13 protein-coding genes are annotated in these 14,058 nt (G+C 64.1%); 9 read left to right on the top strand and 4 right to left on the bottom strand.

The genetic code is table 11. From position 1 onward, the window contains the following. Window position 1 precedes the first annotated feature (1 nt). Window positions 2-1,162 (bottom strand): hypothetical protein, encoded by a 1,161-nt coding sequence (locus tag ACQR3T_RS04160; RefSeq protein ID WP_141215932.1) that lies wholly within the window; start codon window positions 1,160-1,162, stop codon window positions 2-4. A gap of 742 nt (window positions 1,163-1,904) precedes the next feature. Here ACQR3T_RS04160 and ACQR3T_RS04155 point away from each other — a divergent pair. The 9 genes from ACQR3T_RS04155 (at window position 1,905) to ACQR3T_RS04115 (ending at window position 12,309) form a co-directional block, all read left to right on the top strand. After that, window positions 1,905-3,353 (top strand): condensation domain-containing protein, encoded by a 1,449-nt coding sequence (locus ACQR3T_RS04155; RefSeq protein WP_032404105.1) that lies wholly within the window; start codon window positions 1,905-1,907, stop codon window positions 3,351-3,353. Window positions 3,354-3,399: 46 nt separating this feature from the next. After that, window positions 3,400-4,857 (top strand): condensation domain-containing protein, encoded by a 1,458-nt coding sequence (locus tag ACQR3T_RS04150; RefSeq protein WP_428692616.1) that lies wholly within the window; start codon window positions 3,400-3,402, stop codon window positions 4,855-4,857. Next, complete coding sequence (locus ACQR3T_RS04145; RefSeq protein WP_428692615.1) at window positions 4,835-6,208, top strand: condensation domain-containing protein; 1,374 nt, start codon at window positions 4,835-4,837, stop codon at window positions 6,206-6,208. Before ACQR3T_RS04150 ends, ACQR3T_RS04145 begins: the two co-directional genes overlap by 23 nt. 122 nt (window positions 6,209-6,330) lie before the next feature. After that, window positions 6,331-7,227, top strand: a complete 897-nt coding sequence (locus ACQR3T_RS04140; RefSeq protein WP_032404103.1) for a sulfurtransferase — start codon at window positions 6,331-6,333, stop codon at window positions 7,225-7,227. Then, complete coding sequence (locus ACQR3T_RS04135; protein ID WP_428692614.1) at window positions 7,224-7,637, top strand: SufE family protein; 414 nt, start codon at window positions 7,224-7,226, stop codon at window positions 7,635-7,637. The genes ACQR3T_RS04140 and ACQR3T_RS04135 overlap by 4 nt, the downstream gene beginning before the upstream one ends. 122 nt (window positions 7,638-7,759) lie before the next feature. Next, window positions 7,760-9,229, top strand: coding sequence for a condensation domain-containing protein (locus ACQR3T_RS04130; RefSeq protein ID WP_428693047.1), 1,470 nt, complete (start codon window positions 7,760-7,762; stop codon window positions 9,227-9,229). A 111-nt stretch (window positions 9,230-9,340) separates the two neighbouring features. Next, complete coding sequence (locus tag ACQR3T_RS04125) at window positions 9,341-11,134, top strand: acetyl/propionyl/methylcrotonyl-CoA carboxylase subunit alpha (RefSeq protein ID WP_428692613.1); 1,794 nt, start codon at window positions 9,341-9,343, stop codon at window positions 11,132-11,134. A gap of 66 nt (window positions 11,135-11,200) precedes the next feature. Next, window positions 11,201-11,626, top strand: coding sequence for a DUF1707 SHOCT-like domain-containing protein (locus tag ACQR3T_RS04120; protein ID WP_032376872.1), 426 nt, complete (start codon window positions 11,201-11,203; stop codon window positions 11,624-11,626). After that, window positions 11,623-12,309, top strand: coding sequence for a haloacid dehalogenase type II (locus ACQR3T_RS04115; RefSeq protein ID WP_428692612.1), 687 nt, complete (start codon window positions 11,623-11,625; stop codon window positions 12,307-12,309). The genes ACQR3T_RS04120 and ACQR3T_RS04115 overlap by 4 nt, the downstream gene beginning before the upstream one ends. A 9-nt stretch (window positions 12,310-12,318) precedes the next feature. Here the strand turns inward: ACQR3T_RS04115 and ACQR3T_RS04110 are convergent, their stop codons facing one another. Genes ACQR3T_RS04110 through ACQR3T_RS04100 form a run of 3 tightly spaced genes read right to left on the bottom strand, consistent with a single transcriptional unit; the run spans window position 12,319 to window position 13,990 of the window. After that, a complete protein-coding gene (locus ACQR3T_RS04110; protein WP_428692611.1) occupies window positions 12,319-12,882 on the bottom strand; it encodes an AAA family ATPase in 564 nt (187 codons plus the stop codon). Window positions 12,883-12,923: 41 nt separating this feature from the next. Then, on the bottom strand, window positions 12,924-13,559 hold the full coding sequence (locus ACQR3T_RS04105) for a class I SAM-dependent DNA methyltransferase (protein ID WP_428692610.1): 636 nt from the start codon (window positions 13,557-13,559) through the stop codon (window positions 12,924-12,926). 29 nt (window positions 13,560-13,588) lie between these two features. Further along, window positions 13,589-13,990, bottom strand: a complete 402-nt coding sequence (locus ACQR3T_RS04100) for a VOC family protein (RefSeq protein WP_428692609.1) — start codon at window positions 13,988-13,990, stop codon at window positions 13,589-13,591. Window positions 13,991-14,058 lie beyond the last annotated feature (68 nt).

Genomic DNA, 14,058 nt, shown 5'->3' with positions numbered 1-14,058 from the left:
CTCACCAGAAGTGCGCGGACAATCCCCATCGAGTCAACGCAGCGGCCACGTGGTCACTCAGCGCTCGGTCATCGGGGAATCGATCAGGGTCCATGGCGTGAACGGTCAGGGTGACGGTGGCGTCCGTCTCGCACACCCATGCCGTGAGTCCACCGTCCAGCGATCGAGCGAACTCCGCGTCGGCACCGAAGAAAGTCGCTCTGCCGGACACCGCACGAGCACGAACACCTGCCACCGTGCTGAAGTCGTCGGGCAACACACCCAGGTTGGACGCCAACCCTTCGGCACCGTCCCGAGGCTGCGGAACGCGCGCAACCACGGCGTCGGGCAGCATCTGAACGAGAGCCTGCGAGATTCCGGCAGGAGCGTGACCGGCCGCCTGCGTCGCGGCGAACGCGGTGAACGCCGCTTTGCTGATCGACCGGATGCGCGACAGGTCGAGAGCGGTGGCGTCGGTGACAGGGACCTCGATCTTGACGATCTTGGTTGCGTTGGAACGGATATCGTCGGCGGCGCGATCGCTGACGGGCAACGACCACTGCACGGTGTCTCCGACCGAGGCGCGTCCGGCGTTCCCGGACGCGGCCGTCAGAACCGCGATGAACAGCGAGTTCGACGTGCCGCCCCATCTTTTTGCCACCGCATTCCACGTCGCGGCGTCCACCTCGGCAACCACGTGAGGCGATGTCCACGCCGAGTCCGCGGCCGGCTCGGTCGCAACCTCGGAGCGCCTTGGGCTCACCCGGGGGGATGCCGGTGCCGGAACGGATCGGGTGGGGATCGGTAGGGCTGACACCGCGGAGTTCATAAGCCAGCCGGCGGCGGACCGAAGTTGCTCCACCGCGTCCTTCACGTCCGCGCCGATCGCTGCCAGTCCGCGCTCGGGTGGAGCCAGCTGCGGGTGCTCGGCCCGGACGTTCGCGGAACGGGAATTCGCAGACCGGAACGCGGCGACCAATGCACCGCCGTCGGCGACCATGTGCGAAGCAGTCAACGACAGAACCGTCCCACCCTTCGCAAGCGGGGCAGCCGCCAGCCGCCAGCCGAGGCCTGTCTCGGGGTCGATATCCGAACCGAGGCGGCCGTCTGCCCAAGCCAGCACCTCCGTCGACTCGATGGACTCGGGATGAAAATCGAGTGCGTGAGAAACAGAGGAGTTCACCCAACGTTCACGAGCAGTGGGCACCGAAGGCGCACACACGCGACGCGCAAGCAAACCGTCGGACAGGTTGTCGCGTAGTTTTTCCAGGTCTTCCCGCCGGACCGATTCGTCGAACCACCAAAGAAACTGGTTATAGACGGGATATCCGATGCCGTGGTGCATTCGCAAGAATAGGTGATCGGCAAATCCAATTCGAGTCACGCGCCGAACCTACTACATCCACGCATCGAAGTAGCGGTGTGAATTCGCCCGCGAAATGCATTCGCATTCGGCAATGGATGCGTCGACAACCGCCGCGCTGTGTCTCACGCCATGTTCGCGCTCTGAGGTGGCGCGGGTCGCGTGTCACCCGGAAATCAATACCGATCGGGCGGTTATTGTGACTCGTCATCATTGCGAAGTGCAAATACAGTGAATTGGTCGTACGATACGACAACCGAGTACAACCACCGCAGGTGAGCGACGACCGGCGGTCAAGAGCTTCGGTAGTGAGAAGTATTACTTCTACGCGTCGCGAAATAGTTCCACGTAGCCCCTATCGTGACTTCTTGACTCACTTCGGATCGACAGCAATGACGTTGTTCTTTCAATGCGGAAAGCAGCAATCCGATAAACGACGAGTCGAATACACGGTCACACGACACCTTGCTTTACATACTCGGCTCGACCGTAATCGAAGCCTTGCTGATACCGAACTGACGCCGAACACCGCTGGCCGGGCCCGGAATGGAAGAGGACTCACATGGAATACACCGAACTCGCCGACTACCCGCTTCCCGCCGGACGACTGACCGAGTGGGTCCCACGCGTCGACGACGACCGGTGGGCACCGGATTCCCGTGGGCTGTCGTTCACTCATCAGGACCATTGCGAGCGCAGCGCACCGGGATCGTGGATCGGGACCGTGTTCGAGATTCATCGCCGCTACGACGTCGAGGCAGTGCGAGCGACCATCGTTGCGTACATGGGACGACACGAGGCCTTCCGGACCAAGGTCAGTCGTGACGAGGAGTCCGGATCGTGGCAGCGCTACACCGCGCCGACGGATGCTGTGCGGGTCATCGATCGAGCGCACACCGAGCCACGAACCGAAACACAGGTCTTCAGCCATCTGCACTCCTGGTTCGGCGAGACGGTATCGCCGACGGCATGGCCGCACTTCGTACTGGCGACGATCGAACCCGACGATGCCTCGCGTGCTCTCTCGAACGGGCCCGGGGAGTCGTTCCTGCTCGCATTTGCTGCCGACCACTCGGTGATGGATGCCTACAGCCAGATCTACGCCATCAACGAGATCGACCGGCTGTACGCGCAAGCGCTGGAGGGCACCGATCCGGAACTGCCCGAGGTGGGCAGTTATGTGGACTTCAGTCAGTCCGAGCGCGAGCTGGGCGACAGCCTGACCAGGGACCACAGTGCCGTCCGCACGTGGCAGGACTTCCTGGCCGTGGAAAACGGACGCTTTCCAGGCTTCCCACTTCCCGTGGCGGTCGAACGGGCGTCCACGACCGACGGTCCTGCCGCTCAGAGCAGCATCTCTTCGTGGCTGCTGACCGCGGATCAGTCGGACGCCGTGAATGCCGCGTGCCGCGCCGCCGGGTACAACATGCAGGCCGGGATCCTCGCGGCCCTGGCGTTGACGAACGCGCGCCTGTCCGGCCGCACGTCGCTGCGCACCGTGATGCCGATGCACACGCGAGACGAGCAGAAATGGGCGGCGTCGGTCGGCTGGTACGTCGGGATCCTGCCGATGGAGATCCAACTCGACAGCGCGCGCACCTTCGGCGAGGCGCTCGAGGCCGCGGCGGCGGCGGGCTCGGCGAACAAGGGGCTCGCACGCATGCCTTACTCCAAGATCGCCCAGATTCTCGAGTCGACGGAGATCCCCCGATTCGTCGTCTCGTACATCGACCTGAGGTTTCTTCCGGACGCTGCCCAGTGGCAGGCTCGCAAGGGTCGCGCCTTGCGGAGCAACTGCCACGCGGACGACGAGGTCTACTTCTGGGTCAACCGGACGCTCGAAGGACTGAACATCTCGGCGCGGTTCCCCAGCTCGGATGTTGCGTCCACCAATGTTCATCGCTTCATCACCGAGTTCGTGGCGGTATTGACTGCGGTGATCGATTCCGACGCCGGTACCGATACGGTGCTCACGTCGGTCTCGCAGTCGGTGACCGTCGCCGCGGAGTGAGACACTCGACCGGCCCGCGGCTCGTATCGCAAAGGACGAAGCAACGATGATCATCACCGCCATGGGCAGCTGGAATCCTGCACCGGGCCGTCTGCTCGAGTGGCATCCGACACCGGCTGCCCAGGCGAGAGCCGCAACGGCACCGGTCGATGCGACTCCGCCCTCGTTCCTGCAGGAAGACCATCTGAAGGCGGCATGGGCAGCGCGGCAGCGCAATGATGTTCATACCGCGTACACCGGGGTGGCCACCGAGATCGACGGCGACGTGGACACCGCCGCGATGAGCCGAGCCCTTGCGACCTACGTTCTGCGGCACGAGGGCCTCCGCTGCTGGTTCGAGGTGGAGAGCACCGGTGTCGTACGCCACCTCGCGGAACCCGAGGTCGCCGAATTCGAGGTCCTGGACGCCGGCGAGTCGACGGACGACGATGAGTTCCAACGCTATGTGCGACAGCGCTTCGGGGCCGAGGCAACTGCAGATGTCTGGCCCGGATTCGTCCTCGGCGTCGTGTCGAGGCCGGGGAGCTTCACGTTGTACTACGGCGCGGACCACGCGTTCACCGATGGCGGTTCGCAGGCGTTGGTCATCAGCGAACTCGCCGATCTGTACGCGCTCGAGATCGGCGACCCGGCACCGAAGCCGGCAGACGCAGGCAGCCACCTCGCCTACGCCGCAGAGGAGCGAGCGCGAGCCGCAACATACGGGCCGGACTCCCCCGAAATCTCCGCCTGGCGAGATATTTTCACCCGGCACGACGGCTTGATGCCACGATTCCCACTCGATCTGGGACTCGCGCCAGGGGAACGAGCCCCGGTCCGTATCGTCGAACGCCATCTGTTGGACGCAGGCGCGACGGCGGCGTTCGACGCCGCATGCAAGTCCGCTGGGGCCCGGATGAGCAGCGGCATATTCGCCGCCGTCGCGATCACCGATTTCGAGCTGGCAGGCACTGCAGAGTATTTCGGGATCACTGTGCTGAGTACCCGCCACCACGGCGACTACGGACAGTCTCAGGGTTGGTTCGTCAATTTCGCGCCGGTCGCGTTCGAGGTGGCGGGCAACGGAAAATTCTCCGATGTCGCGCCACTGGCTCACTCGGGTTTCGAGCAGGCCAAGCAGATCGCGGAGGCACCCGTGCACGCCGTACTGGGTGCACTCGCCGCAGACGGGACCTTGGGCAGCGAGCTCGCCGTCAGCCCGAACATGCTCTCCTACATCGACTTTCGCTGGTTTCCTGGAGTCGGACGGGACGCGGACACGCGAGCGAAGCATTTCACCGGAGAAGGCTCCACATCGAACGCATCGATGTGGATCAACCGGGACAAAGAGCACCTGTACCTGGTAGCGCAGACCCCCGATACCGATACCGCTGCCGCATCGGTACAGCGTTATCACTCGCATTTGGCGAACGTGCTCGAAACCATTGCACGCGAAGGTGATTACACGCTCTCGCTCGACCATCTCGTTCAGGAGCCGGCCGGTGCAGGTCACCTCGATCACTGAGTACGCCCCTCGGGCAGGTGCCCTGGTCGAATTCTCTGCACACGTCATCGGCGATCCGGAGCCGTCGTCGATTCCGCCGTCGTTCAACCAGCGGTTTCACCTGGGCGACCTCGGCGAGGCCGAACGCGTGTGGATCGCCGGAGCGTTCGACGTGCCGGGCAGCCTCGATGTCGAGGCACTCGGGTGGGCCTTCGGGTACCTGATCGACCGACACGACACGCTGCGCAGCTCCTTCGTTTCCACGACAACAGGTATCGAACGGATGCTCTACGGGCCGGGTGCGATCGAGATGGAACACACCGCCCGATCTGCCTTCCACTCGACACCCACGCTGCGAGACCACCTCCGGACCTCACTCGAACTGCACTGCGATGCAAGGCGATTCCCGTCGTACACCTGTTTCGGAATCGATCGACCCGACACCTCCACGGTGTTGTGCGCATTCGACCACGTCAACGTGGACGCCATGTCGATAGCGGTCGTCGTCGACGAGATCCACGCCCTGTACGACGCCTACCGCCGCTGCCCCTCGAACCCGAAGGTCGATCTACCTCCCGTCGGTGGTTTCGTCGAGTACTGCCGCATCGAAGCCACCGAGCCACTCGTGAACCCCGCGGACGAACGCATGGCGGCGTGGTCGAACTTTCTCCTCGAGTGCGGCGGAACCACGCCGAGGTTCCCGTTCGATCTCGGAGTGGCAGAGGGTGAAACAGCCGTGCAGGCCACGACGGTGAACACGCTGCTCGACGCCTCGCAGACTCTCGACTTCGAGCACCTCTGCGCCCGATCCGGTGCCGGAATGTTCGCCGGAGTCGTCGCGGCGATCGCGCAGGCAGTTGCCTGCAACGGTGGGCCGGATCAGGTGCCCTTCCTGTTCCCCCTGCACACCCGACACCGTCCGCAGTTCTCACGTGCACTCGGGTGGTTCACCACCAACGCCCCGATGACCGTGCCCGTCCGAGCCGACCTGCTCGACACGATCCGCGCCGCTCACAGTGCGTTTCGCTCGGCTCTCCCGCTCAGTACCGTTCCGATCCCGCAGGTTCTGGCCAACCTCGGGGACGCATTCACTCTGACGCGACAGGACGTGTTCATGGTGTCGTACATCGACTACACCAAAGCCGAGGGACACGAACGGTTCGACGAGTCCAATGCACATCACATCAGCAACGCGACCGTGTCCGACGATGCCCAGTTCTGGATCTCCCGCACCCGATCGGGCCTGGCATTGCGATCGCGCTTCCCCGATACCGCGGTGGCGCGCGCGGTGATGACCGCGTTCGTCGACGAACTCGTCACTCTGATGCGTGCGTCCACGGCGAACGCAGACATCGGTGCGCTGACGACCTGACCGCACGCCGATCCGCAGGCTCCACTGGCACCTCTCGGCGGCGATACCGCATAGGATCGACCGTGCAGACCGCTCACCCCCGGGCGGGCCGCCAGACGAATATCTTCCGTAGGAGCCGATACGTGCCTGTACCAACCGATTCCAACGCAACGTACGCCGACTATGCGCATCCGGATCGACTCGTATCGAACGAATGGCTCTCCGCTCATCTCGGCACCCCGGGCCTTCGCGTCGTCGAATCCGACGAGGACGTGTTGCTCTACGACGTCGGCCACATCCCCGGTGCGGTCAAGATCGACTGGCATCTGGACCTCAACGACCCGGTCACCCGCGACTACATCGATGGCGAGCAGTTCGCGAAACTGATGAGCCGCAAGGGCATTTCGCGAGACGACACCATCGTCGTCTACGGCGACAAGAGCAACTGGTGGGCTGCCTACGCGCTGTGGGTGTTCACGCTGTTCGGTCATCAGGACGTGCGTCTGCTCGACGGTGGGCGCGACGCCTGGCTGTCCGAAAACCGTGACACCACTCTGGACGTGCCCGAGTACCCGGCAACGGACTACCCCGTGATCGAACGCAACGACGCGCCCATTCGCGCGTTCGCGTCCGACGTGCTCGGCTCACTCGGTACCGTGCCGCTGATCGACGTGCGCTCCCCCGCCGAGTACACCGGAGAACGCACCCACATGCCCGATTACCCGGAAGAAGGTGCCCTGCGCGGTGGTCACATTCCCACCGCCGTCAGCATTCCCTGGGCCAAGGCGGCCGCACCGGATGGACGCTTCCGCTCCCGCAAGGAATTGGACGAGATCTACGCCGGTACCTCCGCAACCGACGACGTGATCGCGTACTGCCGCATCGGTGAGAGGTCGAGCCACACCTGGTTCGTTCTGACCCATCTGCTGGGTTACGACTCGGTCCGCAACTACGACGGCTCGTGGACCGAATGGGGCAACGCCGTTCGAGTTCCGATCGCCAAGGGCGAGGAGCCCGGATCGGCACCGGCCACTCGATGAGCACGCTTCCGGAATCACTCGCCGAGATAGTCGAGGACTTCGCCGCAGTGGAGGGACAGGACAAACTACAGCTGCTGCTGGAGTTCAGTCGAGAACTTCCTCCCCTGCCGGAGCACCTGGCTCAGGACGCGATGGAGCCGGTGCCGGAGTGCCAGTCGCCGCTGTTCCTGTCGGTCGATGCCGGCGACCCGTCCCGGATTCGTCTGTACTTCAGCGCCCCGCCCGAAGCCCCGACCACCCGCGGCTTCGCCTCGATCCTCGCTCAGGGACTCGACGGTCTCAGCGCGCAGCAGATTCTCGATGTACCGGACGACTTCTACTCGGCTCTCGGCCTGAGTGACGCGGTCAGCCCGTTGCGCCTGCGCGGGATGTCGGCGATGTTGGCTCGAATCAAGCGGCACCTGCGCTGACTGCGCACGCCGCTGTCGTCTTGATCGATACATCACGTGATCGGTAGACTCGCCGTACGAGCGTCGATGCTCTATTCACCCTCACCCCCGATGTGGTCGAACGAAGGCTGGTTGCTGCCGACATGGAGTTCACGGAGTTAGCGGACTACGCGGTTCCCGCAGGCACGCTCACCGAGTGGATACCCAGCGTCGGCCCGCAGGCCCGCACTCCTGAGGCCGCAGGGTGGCGTCCGGACACTCGACCGACGTCCTACGTTCACGAGGCGCACCTTCGTACGAGTCTGAGCAGCCCCCGTCGCGGAAGAGAATCGTGGCTCGGTGCGGCCTTCGAGGTCGCAGGCCCACTGAACAAGCCGGCATTCCGACAAGCGGTTCTCAACTGGATCGACCGGCACGAAGCCATGCGGTCGAGTGCGTCGATCGACGAGACGACGGGCGAGATGTCGCGGGTGACCGCCGCCGAGGGAGCCATCGACATCTGGCAGGTGGAGCAGGAGCGGTGCAGCCAGTCGAGTGAGGTCTTCGAGCACCTGCAATATCTGTTCGACGAATTCACCTCACCGCTGATCTGGCCCGCATACGCCTTCGTCACTCTCGAACCACTCGACGACAATCGTCCGATCACCGTGTTCTTCGCGGCCGATCATTCGATCATCGACGGTCTGTCCACGGTCCTGGTCGCGCACGAGATCGCTGCCCTGTACGGAGAGGCACTGGGTGGCCCGGCTGCCGCTCTGTTCGAGGCCGGCAGTTACCTCGATTTCGGTTCCTCCGAACGCGAGCGTCACGCCGAACTCGAGCATTCTCACGACGCGGTGAGAATGTGGCGCGAGTTCCTGGTCGACGGCGATGGCGAATTACCTGCGTTTCCGCTCGACATCGGCGATCCGAGCCCGGAGGACGTGCCGCAAGGCGGTCTGTCGGCGTGGGTGCTCGACGCCGAGCAGGCCGACTCGTTCTCGACGGCCTGCCGTAAGACAGGACACAGCCTGTTCGCCGGACTGCTCGCGGTCCTGGCCATCACCGGTGCCGAGCTGGGCGGCGGTACTCGCTTCCGCACGGTCACTCCGGTGCACACCCGCGACGAACCTCAGTGGGCATCCGCGCTGGGATGGTTCGTCGGACTGTGCCCCATCTCCTTCGACATCGACGGTGACGATTCGTTCGGTTCGGTGATCGCAGCCGCCTCGGCGGAGGTGAAGAAGACCAAACCGATCGCCCGCGTTCCTCTCGATCGGGTGTTCACCACTCTCGGATACTCCGCCCGCCCACGTTTCGTCGTCTCGTTCATGGACGTGCGGTTTGCGCCTGCCGCTGAGCACTGGCCGGACTGGAATGCCCGTGCGCTGCGCAGCAAGCAGTACCAACACGACGTGTACGTGTGGATCAACCGCACCCCGCAGGGGATCAATATCGCCGCTCGGTACCCCAACACCGAACAGGCGACGGCACGGGTTCACGAGTACGTCGGCGCACTGCGCAGGCTGCTGACCGAAGTTGCGGACACCGGTACCGCCCGAATCCCCGGCACCGCCCCCGAGCCGTTCCACGACGGCAACATCGACAGCGGCCGGATCGCTACCAGTCAGTAGCCCCCTGTCCACTCGGCGTGGCGGTGCAGTCCGATTGCAGCGACGACGGGGCCGGTGCTTAGACTCCGACGTGACGTTCGCAACGAAAAAAATACATCCGTAGGAGGCTCAGTGCCCAGCCATGCCAGTGCTCAGATCACCAAGGTTCTTGTTGCCAATCGTGGTGAGATCGCGGTGCGGGTGATCCGGGCGGCTGCTGATGCCGGGTTGGCCAGTGTCGCTGTCTACGCCGAACCCGACGCCGATGCCCCGTTCGTCCGCCTCGCCGACGAAGCATTCGCCCTCGGTGGGCAGTCCTCGGCCGAATCCTATTTGGTGATCGACAAAATTTTGGATGCCGCCGCCAAGTCCGGCGCCGACGCCATCCACCCCGGCTACGGATTCCTCTCCGAGAACGCCGACTTCGCCCAAGCGGTCATCGATGCAGGCCTGATCTGGATCGGACCGTCCCCGCAGTCCATCCGCGACCTCGGCGACAAGGTCACCGCCCGCCACATCGCCGCCCGCGCCAAAGCCCCGTCGGTCCCGGGCACGTCCGAGCCGGTGAAAGACGCCCACGAAATTTTGGCGTTCGTCGACGAACACGGCCTCCCGATCGCGATCAAAGCCGCGTTCGGTGGCGGCGGCCGCGGCATGAAAGTGGCCCGCACCCGCGAGGAAATCCCCGAACTGTTCGACTCCGCCACCCGCGAAGCCGTCGCCGCGTTCGGGCGCGGGGAATGCTTCGTCGAACGCTACCTCGACAAACCCCGCCACGTCGAAGCGCAGGTCATCGCCGACCAGCACGGCAACGTCATCGTCGCCGGCACCCGCGACTGCTCCCTGCAACGCCGCTTCCAGAAACTCGTCGAAGAAGCCCCCGCCCCGTTCCTCACCGACGCCCAACGCAAAGAAATCCACTCTTCCGCCAAAGCCATCTGCCTCGAAGCCGGCTACTACGGCGCCGGAACCGTCGAATACCTCGTCGGCCAGGACGGACTCGTCTCCTTCCTGGAAGTCAACACCCGCCTGCAGGTCGAGCATCCCGTCACCGAGGAAACCTCCGGCATCGACTTGGTGTTGCAACAGTTCCGCATCGCCAACGGTGAAGAACTGACCATCACCGACGATCCCGAACCGCGGGGGCATTCGTTCGAGTTCCGGATCAACGGCGAAGACGCCGGCCGTGGGTTCCTGCCCGCACCCGGACCGGTCACCACCTTCACCGCCCCCTCCGGCCCCGGTGTCCGCGTCGACTCCGGTGTCGAATCCGGCTCGGTGATCGGTGGCCAGTTCGATTCGATGCTCGCCAAACTCATCGTCACCGGAGCCACCCGCGAGGAAGCGCTCGCGCGTTCGCGTCGGGCGTTGGCCGAATTCACCGTCGAAGGCCTGGCGACAGTGATCCCGTTCCATGCCGCGGTGGTCTCCGATCCGGCGTTCGTCGGCGACGGGGACTCCTTCTCGGTGCACACCCGGTGGATCGAAACCGAATGGGACAACCAGGTTCCCCCGTTCACCGCCGGGCAACCCATCGACGGCGACGAGGTCCTGCCGCGGCAGTCCGTCGTCGTCGAGGTCGGTGGCCGCCGCGTCGAGGTCTCACTGCCCGGGGAACTGTCCCTCGGCAGCAACGGAGGTGGGCCTGCCGGAGCGGTGCGGCGTAAGCCGAAAGCCCGTACTCGCGGTGGAGCCGGCGCGGGAGCAGCGTCCGGTGACTCGGTGACCGCACCGATGCAGGGCACCGTGGTCAAGGTCGCCGTCACCGAAGGCCAAACCGTCGACGCCGGGGACCTCATCGCCGTCCTGGAAGCGATGAAAATGGAAAACCCCGTCACCGCCCACAAAGGCGGCACCATCACCGGCCTGAGCGTCACCGCAGGCGACGCCATCACCCAAGGCACCGTCCTCACAGAAATCAAATAACGACATATCGGTAGCGATGCGAAGTTCGGCTCATATCCAGGCCTTGGATAGCGTTACCCTGTAGCGATGTCCGAGCTTCCGGAAATTCGTATCGGTACTGCTGATCGGGAAAAGGCGCTCGACGCGCTGAGCCTGCACTTCAGCGAGGGTCGCCTCACCGTCCCCGAGTTCGACGAGCGCAGCGCCACTATCGCGTCCGCCACGACGCGCGGGGAGCTCGACACGGTATTCGTCGACCTCCCCGCCGCGTCGACGCCGTCGCACACGCCTGCTCGGCCTGGGCAGTCGCCTGCTCCGACCGAGACCGGCGGCGGCCTCGATTGGCGTGCAGTGGTCATGCCGGTGGTCATCTTCGGTTCGTTGGCGTTGTTCTTCCTCACCGATTTCGAAAGCAAGTGGCTCTTCTTCCTCCTGATCCCGCTCGCCGGTGCACTGCTGTCCGCAGGCGGACACTCGAAGAGCCCGAAGAAAAAGAAGAAGAGGGAGCGTTGAAGGCTCTCCTGTTCGATGTGTTCGGCACCGTCGTCGACTGGCGTACCAGCATCGCTCGCGACGTCCGAACTCAGTGCGGGCCGAATGTCGACAGCTATTCCTTCGCCGACCGCTGGCGCAGCATGTACCAGCCCGCGATGGAAGAGGTACGGTCCGGTCGCAGGCCCTTCACCCGGCTCGATGTACTGCATCTGGAATCGCTCCGAGTCGTCCTGTCGGAGTTCGACGTTCGGCTGGCCGAGGATCGCATTGCCGCGTTGAATCAGGCGTGGCACCGATTGGATCCCTGGCCGGATTCGATCCCCGGACTCACCCGGCTTCGCACCGAGTTCATCATCGCCCCGCTCTCGAACGGGAATATCTCACTACTGCTCGACATGGCCAAGAACGCCGGACTGCCGTGGGATGCCATCCTCGGCGCAGAACCGGTACGGGCGTACAAGCCCACCCCGGACGCCTATCTGCGTACCGCGGACATTCTCGGACTCGAGCCGAGCGAATGCATGATGGTTGCAGCGCACAACAGCGATCTCGCCGCAGCTGCCGACTGTGGCTTCGCCACGGCGTTCGTCGCCCGTCCGCTCGAACACGGTCCGGATCAGTCCACCGATCTCGTTGCGGATGGCGACTGGACTCATAGCGTCGACTCGGTCGATTCTCTCGCAACGCAATTGGACTGCTGACAGCACCTGTCACGTCAGCGGAATCAGCTGGTGCGCAATCCACGCGTCCACGTCCCTGTGTGACTCGAACCGTACGATCGTCAACTCCGGACGCCCGAGGTTGACGTGACGCACTCTCTCCGCAGTCCGAGGGTACGTACGCCATGCCCATCGGATGATGTGGTCACGGTCGAAGAAAATACGGTGCAACGGCGGCTCGACGTTACCGTTCCACAGTTCGCGCCTGCCGAACCGTCGACGCAATGTCCGAATCACGATCTGCCGCATCACCGTTCGACGCGGCAGGTCGAGCCACAACATCAGCTCCGCGCGATCGACGAGACGATCGCGCACCACACTGTACTGCCACTCGGTGACCCACGACGGGCGCGAAATGAACTCCTCCACGTCGGACTCGAAAGTCGCCCGCGGCGTCCAATTCGGCCCGTGATACAGGCTGTCGATCTCGATGTGTTCGATTCCCAGAACCGATCCGAGACGGGCAGACAGCGTGGTCTTGCCGGAACCGGACGTCCCCGCAACGACGATCCTCGAGGGGCGACGGGATACCGCATCGTTCGGTCCGAGAATCACGGAGACGACTGTAGCGGCCACCACCTTTCGCGGTCTCGACGCTACCGGTCGTCGCGTCTCGCGGTGTTCGCTTTGCGGGCCATCAGATACGCCTGCGGTGTGGGCTCGTATCCCACCGCGGCCCGGTGCACTCGAACGTCCACCGCGAAATTCGAATCGACGAGATCGGCCACGATCGCATCGGGGTCGAGTCGATAGGCGTCGTACGAAACCGAGTGTCCGTAGACCTGTTCGAGCCGTACTCGCTCGTTGCCGGATTGGAACGCGATCAGCAGCAATCCCCCCGGTGTCAACACTCTGTTCAATTCGGCGAATATTGCCGGCAGGTGCTCGAGAGGAGTGTGGATGATCGAATACCAGGCAACGATCCCGGCAACCGAACTGTCCGCCGCCGCCAACGACTCCATGGATCCGACGCGGAATGTCAGATGTGGGAATTCGCGTCGAGCAACCTCGACCATGTTCGGCGACAGGTCGATTCCGGTCACGTCCAGGCCCAGCTGATGCAGGTGCTCGGTGATGCGGCCGGAGCCACAACCGACCTCGAGAACCTCGCCACCCAGCACCCGGTCGGCAAACGTCGCCAAGAGACCGAGCTCGAGATGCCGACCGTCGAGTTCGTGACGAACGAGGTCCGCGTAACTCTCGGCAACAGTGTCGTAGGCGGTTCTCGTCATCGAAACATGCTGTTGCTCGGCCACGATCGCTACGGTACCGGCTCACCCTGCGGGGTCAGGTACGAGTGCGTCAGCATCTCGAAGAAGTGCCCGGTGGGGTCACGGAAATACACTCCGCGGCCACCGTGCCCGGTGTTGACCGTTCCTGGTTCGGTCATTCGGGGGTCGGCCCAGTGTTCGACATCGTTGTCCGACAGCCTGGCGTAGGCCTCGTCGAACAGGTCCTCGCTGACCCGAAAAGCGTAGTGCTGGACCTGAATGTCTTCCACCGGTGGTTCGGCGAACTGGATCAGCGTGCCGTCGGTGAGTTGCACGTTGACGAACGGCCCCCACGACGGAGCCTCGGGTAAGGCGAACAGTTCACGAAAGAACGCCGCCGATGCAGAACTGTTCTTCGCAGGAATGATGGTGTGATCGAACGAAATGGACAACCGCTGCCTCCTGGGCAGTACGACGCCTCCATGCCTGACGCAGTCCGTCATCGACACGCGACGCTGCC

Source organism: Rhodococcus sp. IEGM1428 (assembly GCF_050321865.1).
Classification (GTDB): Bacteria; Actinomycetota; Actinomycetes; order Mycobacteriales; family Mycobacteriaceae; genus Rhodococcoides.
The sequence above is the reverse complement of the archived record's forward strand: the minus strand, read 5'-3'. Positions and strand labels throughout refer to the sequence as shown.